This window comes from Chryseobacterium contaminans, assembly GCF_001684955.1.
Classification (GTDB): Bacteria; Bacteroidota; Bacteroidia; order Flavobacteriales; family Weeksellaceae; genus Chryseobacterium; species Chryseobacterium contaminans.
Window position 1 is genome coordinate 1 of record NZ_MAYF01000064.1, and the last position, 8,682, is coordinate 8,682.

An 8,682-nucleotide genomic window follows, 5' to 3' on the forward strand; every position below is an offset into this window, starting at 1 on the left:
CACTGAATTTATGAGTAATGAGTAATGAGTAATGAGTAATGAGTAATGAGTAATGAGTAATGAGTAATGAGTAATGAGTAATGAGTAATGAGTGGCGGGCTCAGGGCTCAATATAATAATAAATTGTATTTCTCGCAGATTTTGCTTAACGCAGGTTCTTTATTTATAGCATAAACATCTGCGTAAATCTGCGAAATCTGTGGGAAATCAAATTAAACCTGAATAAATTTTTTCTTCTGATGCTGATCCGGAAGAAAGCACTTCTGATTAGCCAGTTTCATTCTGTTTCTTGAAATCATATCATATACTTTGTCACTCAGAAAACTTGGTATAATCTTACCAACAACTGATAGTTTATAGATTCCACCTAAGATACTGGCAATCTGAAGAACTGCTCTTGATTTTATAAAGTAATACTGTTTCGGTTTCCAAAGGTATAAAGTATTGAAAACTTTAGTTTCTAAGCCTCTTTCTGATAAAAACTGCTGTCCGAATTCAGATTGAAGTGAAGCGAACATAAATTGGTCTTTGGTATCCCTTTCCAGAATCCATTGAACCCAGAAATTGCAGACACCACAATCTCCGTCAAAAAATACAATATGTTTGGTTTCCCAGTTTTCCACAATTTCTATTTATTAAACATGATCCTTCTTTCTGTATCTTCTTTAGCCTGTCTGAAATATTGAACAAGATCCTTACGTTGTTCATCAGTCAGCTTGGCATCCTGATGTCCCACATAGTAAGATTCTAATGGCATTTCTTTTTTCTCAACCATTTCTATGCATTCTTCCAGTTTACGAAGCTGTCTTTGAGGTTCATATACTGCAAAGGTAGAAAAATTAAGATCCTTTCTGCCCTCATTAATATGATTTTTCACATACCATGAAACAGGTGAAATATTGGTATACCAAGGATATTTGGTTTCATTGGAATGGCAGTCATAGCACGATGTTCTGATAATTTTTGCCACTTTTTCAGGAGTGTCTTTTATTTTCAGAAAGTCCATGCCGGGGGTAGGACGAGGGTTGGTTTTATCAATAGGAAAAAACTGAATGATAATAAAAGCTACGAGGAGGATGATAAGTATTTTTTTCATAGGAAAGGGGATTCATGTTTGTGAATTATAAAGGTAGTTATTTTTTTTGGATCGAGGCGGGATGAGGAAAGCTGGAGGTACTTGATGGTGAAAAAGGTAATATTCTGTTTTATAATGAACGTAGAGCTTGGTATGAATTGATATTTTAGGACGGAAGCGGGAAGTACTTGATGACAAAGGATAGATAATGAATGCAGAACTTGGTATGAATTGGTTTTTGAATGAGAGAAAAGCCAGAGGTACTTAAACATAAAGTGAGAATTTTCTTCTTCTATTCATTAAAATAAGTATCCTGGAGATGTTTTCCGCCTATCATAACTTTCAGCCTCCAGCTTCCCTCTTCTAACCTTTCTTCTTTACATTGAGTTATTCTAAATAGAGTGGCAGCTGCTTAATGGATTTAAAAAATCACTAACTTAATACCACAATTGTGTCTTTGATTTTGATGCTGTCGGAAATATTTCTTTATAGTTTTTAACTATCATTGAAATAATTATTAATAGATTGTATTTATTGAATGAACGTTGTAAGTTTGTCATGTTCTTACAACAGAGGAATTACTTAAACCGTATTAATCAATATAAAATAAATAAACGACAATGGAAAAAGATTTGAATGACATCAGTAAATGCCCGTTTCACAATGGAACAATGAAGAAAAATGTAGCAGGTGGAGGAACTCAAAACAAAGATTGGTGGCCAGATCAGTTAAGAGTGGATCTTCTGCGCCAGCATTCATCGCTGTCTGATCCTATGGATAAGGACTTTGATTATGCAGAAGCATTTAAAAGCCTTGATCTTGAGGCTGTAAAACAAGACCTTCATGCTTTAATGACAGATTCACAGGATTGGTGGCCGGCAGATTTTGGTCATTACGGACCATTATTCATCCGTATGGCGTGGCACAGTGCCGGAACTTACCGTGTAGGAGATGGTAGAGGTGGAGCAGGAGCAGGGCAACAGCGTTTTGCCCCATTGAACAGCTGGCCGGATAACGTAAGTCTTGACAAGGCAAGAAGATTATTGTGGCCTATCAAGCAGAAATATGGAAAGAATATATCATGGGCTGACCTTTTAATTCTTACAGGAAATATAGCTCTTGAATCTATGGGATTCAAAACTTTTGGATTCGCAGGCGGACGTGCTGATGTATGGGAACCAGACGCAGATGTATATTGGGGATCAGAGAAAACATGGTTAGGTGGAGATTTACGTTATGCTCACGGTTCTGAAGGAGTAGTAGAAGGTCATTCTGCCGTTCTTCCTACCGATGATAAGGCAGATGGAGATATTCACTCGAGAAACCTTGAAAATCCATTAGCAGCGGTACAAATGGGATTAATTTATGTAAACCCTGAAGGACCGGACGGAAATCCAGACCCAATTGCAGCGGCTAAAGATATCAGAGATACTTTCGGACGTATGGCGATGAATGATGAGGAAACCGTTGCTTTGATTGCTGGTGGACATACTTTTGGAAAAACCCACGGTGCAGGACCAGCAGATCACGTTGGTAAAGAACCGGAAGCAGCCGGAATTGAATTACAAGGTTTAGGATGGGCGAGCAGCTATAAATCAGGAAGTGGAAGAGATGCCATTTCCAGTGGTCTGGAAGTAACCTGGACAGAAACTCCAACGCAATGGAGTAATTATTTCTTTAAAAACTTATTTGAAAATGAATGGGAATTAACTAAAAGCCCTGCCGGAGCTCACCAATGGGTAGCAAAAGACGGAGCTGAAATTATTCCGGATGCATTTGATGCTAATAAAAAACATAGACCTACTATGTTGACAACAGATCTTTCTTTAAGATTTGATCCTGTTTACGAAAAAATCTCAAGACATTTTTATGAAAACCCTGATGCGTTTGCAGATGCATTTGCAAGAGCATGGTTTAAACTTACCCACAGAGATATGGGACCTCGTGCCCGTTATCTGGGGCCGGATGTACCACAGGAAGAGTTAATCTGGCAGGATCCTATTCCGGCAGTAAATCATGAACTGGTAAATGATTCTGATATTGAAGCTCTTAAAGCTAAAGTTTTGAATTCAGGACTAAGTATTTCTGAATTGGCTTCCACGGCGTGGGCTTCTGCATCTACTTTCAGAGGAAGTGATAAGAGAGGAGGAGCTAACGGTTCAAGGATAAGACTAGAGCCTCAAAGAAACTGGGCGGTCAATAATCCGGCTCAATTACAAAAAGTATTGGGAGTGTTGGAAGGCATTCAAAATGAATTTAACTCTCAAAATGGAGGTAAGAAAATATCTTTAGCAGATTTAATTGTTCTGGCAGGAAGTGCAGCTGTGGAAGCCGCTGCAAGAAATGCAGGACATGATGTAAAAGTTCCTTTTGCACCGGGAAGGATGGACGCTTCTCAGGAACAAACGGATGTAGAATCTATGGGATATCTGGAACCTGCAGCTGATGGATTCCGTAATTATCTGAAAACAAAATTCACAGTTTCTACAGAGTCTTTATTAATTGATAAAGCACAATTATTAACCCTTACTGCTCCTGAATTAACCGTATTAGTTGGGGGAATGCGTGCTTTAGATACTAACTTTGATGGTTCTAAACATGGTGTATTTACCCACCGCCCGGGAGCTTTGACCAATGATTTCTTTGTCAATCTTCTGGATATGGGAACGCAATGGAAAGCTATGTCAGACGATAAAGAGGTGTATATTGGTACAGACCGTAAAACAGGCCAGCCAAAATGGACGGCTACCCGTGCTGATCTTGTTTTCGGATCAAACTCTGAGCTGAGAGCCATTGCGGAGGTTTACGGAAGTGCTGATGCACAGGGTAAATTTGTAAAAGATTTTGTGTCTGCCTGGACTAAGGTGATGAATCTGGATAGATTTGATCTGGTTTAATCTTTTAATGACTAGTCCTAAATAATCGTTACAGATTAATAAGATAAAAATACTAATATTTATGATATAGTTGTAGGGCTGGCCCTACAACTATATTTGTTTTTATAGGTTCTTATTTTTACACTCTTCTGTTTGTGCATTTGTTCAGGTGTTTTCATATAACACGACCAATGTGGTCTTTTGGTATTATAAATTGCAATGGCATCTTCTACCAATAACTTCATTGTTTGCGTATTAACGTGATATTCTTCTAGTAGAAATTCCTGTTTAAGTATACCGTTTACCCTCTCTGTAATTGCATTGGCATATGGATCATAACTCTCGGTCATTGAAGGCCTGATGTTTTTCTTTTTTAATATTTTCTGATACTCCATACTGCAATACTGCAAACCTCTGTCAAAATGATGAATTAAGCTTTCCTTATATATTCTTTGTTTTATGGCCATATTCAACGCCCTAATGGATCCCTCAGTTGCCAGGCTATTAGAAACATCATATCCCATTATCTTTTTAGAGTAAGCATCAATGATCAAGGCCAGATAACAATTACGGTCCCTACCTCCAATATAAGTGATATCTGAAACCCATGCCTGCTCCGGATGTTCAGGAACTATATTTCCTATCAGATTCTTATGCTTTCTGAACCGATGATGGGAATTTGTGGTTATTCGATAGTTTCTCTTAGGTTTTATGAGCATACCATTGGCCTTTAATATACTGAATAGTTTATCTCGTCCTACGTGTAATGACTGTAGGGAGGTTTCTAGTATATGATAAATTTTTCGTGTGCCCAAGCGTGGCATCATAGCTCGTAGATTATTAACTAATGTAATAACCAGAGCGGACCTATTCTGTTTTTCTATCGTACGCCAAAAGCTTCTATAATAACGCTGCCGATTCATCCCGACCAATCCACAAAGGTAACTTATCGTTTTTTTGTTTCTTTGCTGAGATATTGGATTGATCGGGGAAGGAGTTTTTTCTTACCGAAATCAAATATTCTTCCTCAGCCAGGTCTATCAATTTATCCAAAATAGCTGCTTTATCTTCAGACTCCGTTAAACGTGTTTCAAGGTACTGGTTGTGATGTTCCAGACGTTTTAATTTTTCTTGCAGCTCCTTGATCTTTTGTTCAGGTGTTTGCATAGCTTTACATTGTGAGCGGTTGTCTATATCAAAGGTACCATATTTTCTTCTCCATTCCGTTATTGTTCCATGACCTTGAATACCATATTTACGCATAGCTGCACGATTGCCAATGCTGCCACTCTCTACTTCTTTTACCACTGCTAGTTTAAAGGATAGACTGTAATCCTTTTGGCTGCGTTTTATGTACTGATTTTTAAATGGTTCCATAAAATTACTTTTTTTATGTAACGCTATGTTAGGACGAGACAATTTCAGTATTCCTGAAAAGGCTATATAACGATATCGAAATATTCAATTTTATGAAACTCAGTAAAGAGGTCGTATATTGATATAAAGTTTGGATAAGAGGAATAAATATAATATAAAAAACCACTGAATTAACAGTGGTTTTGTTTTATCTGGATACAAGTGAAAGGGCTTGAGTTAGCATTTTTTATCAGCTCAAAGTCGAAAGACTTTGCGCAGCTGGGTACATCCGTGGAGATAATCTTGGACATATATTCTTGGGTATTAGTCCCTCTATTTTCGTTAACTCTTTAGCTTTTCCACCATGATTTTTTTATTCATTACCACAAATATAAAAAAATCAAAATTCTTATTAAATACAAAAACCACTGCAAAAACAGCAGTGGTTGTGGTTATTTTATCACACGAAAGGATTCAAGCGGTAGCGAGGGATTATTTAATTTTTTTAATCATATATTTTATTTCATCACAAAGGACAATAACTTCCCTCCATTTTTTATTAGTTTTTATTAAATCTATCTTCCATAAATCCAATTCTTGCAATTCTAATACTCTCTTTCTTAATAATAAACATCTATTATATACATCAAAAGTAATGAGTTTTGAATCTAACAATTGCTTCAATGAATCTTCATGTAGAAAAGAAATAATTCCAATATCGAATTCTTCAAAAATTTGATATTCAATATCTTCTTTACTAGAATCAAGAATAAATGAACCACAATGGGATAAAGTATCTAAAAAATATTCATATAATTTTTTTGTCTCCATAATATTGATTTATCTGGGAATAATAGTTGCTTTGTCTCCTACTCTTGGAAGATAGGTTGATGGATTTATAATTTTAGTTTTACCCAATTCTGCTGAAGAAAATCCCCAATATTCAGCTCCTCCATGAGCTGAACTACTTTGGTTATAAAAAACAGATTTATCCCCATTTGTAAGCTTCCATCCCATTCCATTACTCCCATAGCTTCCTGATGTCCAGCCTTCTCCTAAATGAGATGCCATCTGTTGTTGAGTAGTACCCCATAAGGCCCTTGAGTTATTAACAACTCCTGCAAAGCCACTACTTGTAGGATTGGTAACCTGCACTCCTAAACTTCCTAATCCATCTCCTGCAACTGATCCTGTTGTTGATAAAGATAATCCACCCGTAATTCCTACTGCACCCAATGCAGCTTCCACAGCAATTCCAGATGCAGCTATTTGCATACCTATTAATCCATTATAAGCCAACTGAGAGGAAGGATTCGCATAAGGATTATCAGGAGTTTCTCTGATATATGAACCGTCATTAGAAGATCCAAAAGCAGCAACACTCATTGCTGATGCAGAATCACCCGCTTGAATTAAAGGATCTAAATTATTAATTATTCCCAATCCTCCCAATAAAGAATTATTGGTATAGGAGCCATCAGAATTTAAGGCTGTTGTAGAACCACTCTCAGTTGTATATGTTCCGGATTTTCCAAGATAAGTCTCATTAGCTCCAGCCGTAGATTGACTCGTCGCATTTGGATTCCAATAAACACTATTTGTTTGTCTATTGTGTACCCAATCTGTCCCTTGTCTTCCATCGGGATCTACATATCTCATTGGATTATTGTAAGCATAGTTATAAGGATTCCATCTTCTTGAAGTTTCCGCCAACGGATCTACTACTCCCCATCTTCCGATATCGGGCATATAAAATCTCGCTCCGTAATCATACATACCCGTTTCCTGCAACTCCTTGCCGTTATACTTATAGCTATATAACCCACCAAAATTAGAGAGGCTAAGCATTCCTGAAATATGGCTTAATCCAAATGGGTAATAGTTGTTCGTATCTGTAACTTTAAGAGCACCTGTGCTGTCTTTTGCAAAACTTACCCTAGCATTGCCTAAATGATCTTTATACTGGTAAATATAACGGTTTTCTGTGAAACTGTAAAAACCTTCTGCTGTAGGTACAAAATCTAATTTCCATGTTGGGGGTTCTCCCAGGTCAGGAAAGGTTTTTCCTAAATTTCCATAGGCCTGTTCTTCTAAAGCAGTCTCTGTACGACAGGTTATACATATTCCGCCACCTTCTTTATAAAAATACTGAAATCCATCAAGATAATCGGTCATAGATGTTCTGGTATTACCTCTCGCAGGTCTGGTTGAATAAATTTTTCTCAACTTAACTCCATCTGCACGATATAAATATTCCATATTAGCAGTAGACAGCTGACCAACAACAATAGGGTCCGGATGGCTTATTGCAAATGTATTGGAAAGATTAAGATAATTATAGGTAATGGTATTGATCCCTTTATCCTTCATGGTAGTCATATTTCCATTAGCATCATAATCAATCAAATTTCCGCCTCCCTCATAGCCTGCTTCATTCTGCGTAGCATCTGTGATCGTCTGTAACCTGTTGCCCTGATACCCATAAGTAAGATTGTCTACCAGCAATGCCGTGTTTGAATCGTTTTTACCTGTTCTCCAAAGACGGGTAATATTTCCATTCAAATCATAGTTCAGCTCTTCATTAAAGAATGATTTATCAGGTAATGTTGTATAAGGCTCACGGTATACTCCGGATTTTAAACGGTTTAATTTGTCATATGCATAGTGGTAAACTTTATAGACATCATCGTCGGATGTCTTCCAATGGGCCTCTGCAATGTTTCCTCCAAATTGGGGAGCGGAGGTGGTAGGAATAGCCGGGTCCTGATATTTCAATGCATATCCAAATAATTTTCCATTTAAATTGGAAGGATCATTGATCATCGTTAACCAGCCTCTGATATTATACCGATAATCTATTGTTTGTAAAGGATTAGCGATATCTACCCCGCCTACTTTTTTAGTTTCCAGCTGGGAAAGTTCATTGTATTTATTCTGGGTAAGGACTTCTGTTGGATTACTGTCTACCTGATGCTTATGGGTAAGCAGTCTGTTCTGATGGTCATATTCAAAGTTTTCCGTGATAACTCTTTCTGTATCTGTTTCTAACCTTTTATGTCTGGTGATAACAGTTTGAGCTACTCCTGCAAAATCCAGCCTGGACTCTGTCTTTGTATAACCTCCTAAATGGTTAATAGAATGAGTCCCTACTACTCTTCCTTTGGTATCATAATAAGTGTAATTCTTTGTCCAGTTATCATCTTCGATATTTTTTACCAGGCTCATCACTGGAAGGCTTTTGGTACTTATGCCTTCGGCTGTTGGAGTTTCTGTCAGTATAGGCTCTCCCTGAATCGTTGAAGGGAATGGAGGGTTAAAACTATATCCCGGATAGGTATCATAATAATTGACACTTAAAACGGTAGGTATTTCACC

At 37.4% G+C, this 8,682-nt stretch carries 7 protein-coding genes; 1 reads left to right on the forward strand and 6 read right to left on the reverse strand.

The genetic code is table 11. From position 1 onward, the window contains the following. Nucleotides 1-212 precede the first annotated feature (212 nt). Together BBH99_RS05415 and BBH99_RS05420 are read right to left on the reverse strand one after the other, a co-directional pair. Nucleotides 213-623, reverse strand: a complete 411-nt coding sequence (locus BBH99_RS05415) for a thiol-disulfide oxidoreductase DCC family protein (RefSeq protein WP_066693035.1) — start codon at nucleotides 621-623, stop codon at nucleotides 213-215. A 5-nt stretch (nucleotides 624-628) separates the two neighbouring features. Next, on the reverse strand, nucleotides 629-1,096 hold the full coding sequence (locus tag BBH99_RS05420; RefSeq protein ID WP_066693037.1) for a heme-binding domain-containing protein: 468 nt from the start codon (nucleotides 1,094-1,096) through the stop codon (nucleotides 629-631). Between the two features lie 599 nt (nucleotides 1,097-1,695). Between BBH99_RS05420 and katG the strand changes: the two genes are divergently transcribed. After that, the gene (gene katG, locus BBH99_RS05425; RefSeq protein ID WP_066693039.1) at nucleotides 1,696-3,972 is read left to right on the forward strand and encodes a catalase/peroxidase HPI; all 2,277 of its coding nucleotides are present in this window, start codon (nucleotides 1,696-1,698) and stop codon (nucleotides 3,970-3,972) included. Nucleotides 3,973-4,031: 59 nt separating this feature from the next. Here the strand turns inward: katG and BBH99_RS22710 are convergent, their stop codons facing one another. The 4 genes from BBH99_RS22710 to BBH99_RS22720 all read right to left on the reverse strand — a co-directional run. Further along, on the reverse strand, nucleotides 4,032-4,874 hold the full coding sequence (locus BBH99_RS22710) for an IS3 family transposase (RefSeq protein ID WP_262487190.1): 843 nt from the start codon (nucleotides 4,872-4,874) through the stop codon (nucleotides 4,032-4,034). Further along, on the reverse strand, nucleotides 4,852-5,328 hold the full coding sequence (locus BBH99_RS22715; RefSeq protein WP_066693047.1) for a transposase: 477 nt from the start codon (nucleotides 5,326-5,328) through the stop codon (nucleotides 4,852-4,854). Before BBH99_RS22715 ends, BBH99_RS22710 begins: the two co-directional genes overlap by 23 nt. A 471-nt stretch (nucleotides 5,329-5,799) precedes the next feature. Then, nucleotides 5,800-6,138 carry a hypothetical protein gene (locus BBH99_RS05440; RefSeq protein ID WP_066693045.1) on the reverse strand — a complete coding sequence of 113 codons (339 nt, stop codon included), beginning with the start codon at nucleotides 6,136-6,138 and terminating at the stop codon, nucleotides 5,800-5,802. Between the two features lie 9 nt (nucleotides 6,139-6,147). Further along, the coding region (locus BBH99_RS22720) for an RHS repeat-associated core domain-containing protein (protein WP_228390743.1) at nucleotides 6,148-8,682 on the reverse strand (2,535 nt) is incomplete at its 5' end.

Coding starts and splice junctions, on each gene's coding strand:
- BBH99_RS05420 (WP_066693037.1), bottom strand. CDS start 1,096: ATGAAAAAAATACTTATCATCCTCCTCGTAGCTTTTATTATCATTCAG.
- BBH99_RS05440 (WP_066693045.1), bottom strand. CDS start 6,138: ATGGAGACAAAAAAATTATATGAATATTTTTTAGATACTTTATCCCAT.
- BBH99_RS22715 (WP_066693047.1), bottom strand. CDS start 5,328: ATGGAACCATTTAAAAATCAGTACATAAAACGCAGCCAAAAGGATTAC.
- katG (WP_066693039.1), top strand. CDS start 1,696: ATGGAAAAAGATTTGAATGACATCAGTAAATGCCCGTTTCACAATGGA.
- BBH99_RS22710 (WP_262487190.1), bottom strand. CDS start 4,874: ATGAATCGGCAGCGTTATTATAGAAGCTTTTGGCGTACGATAGAAAAA.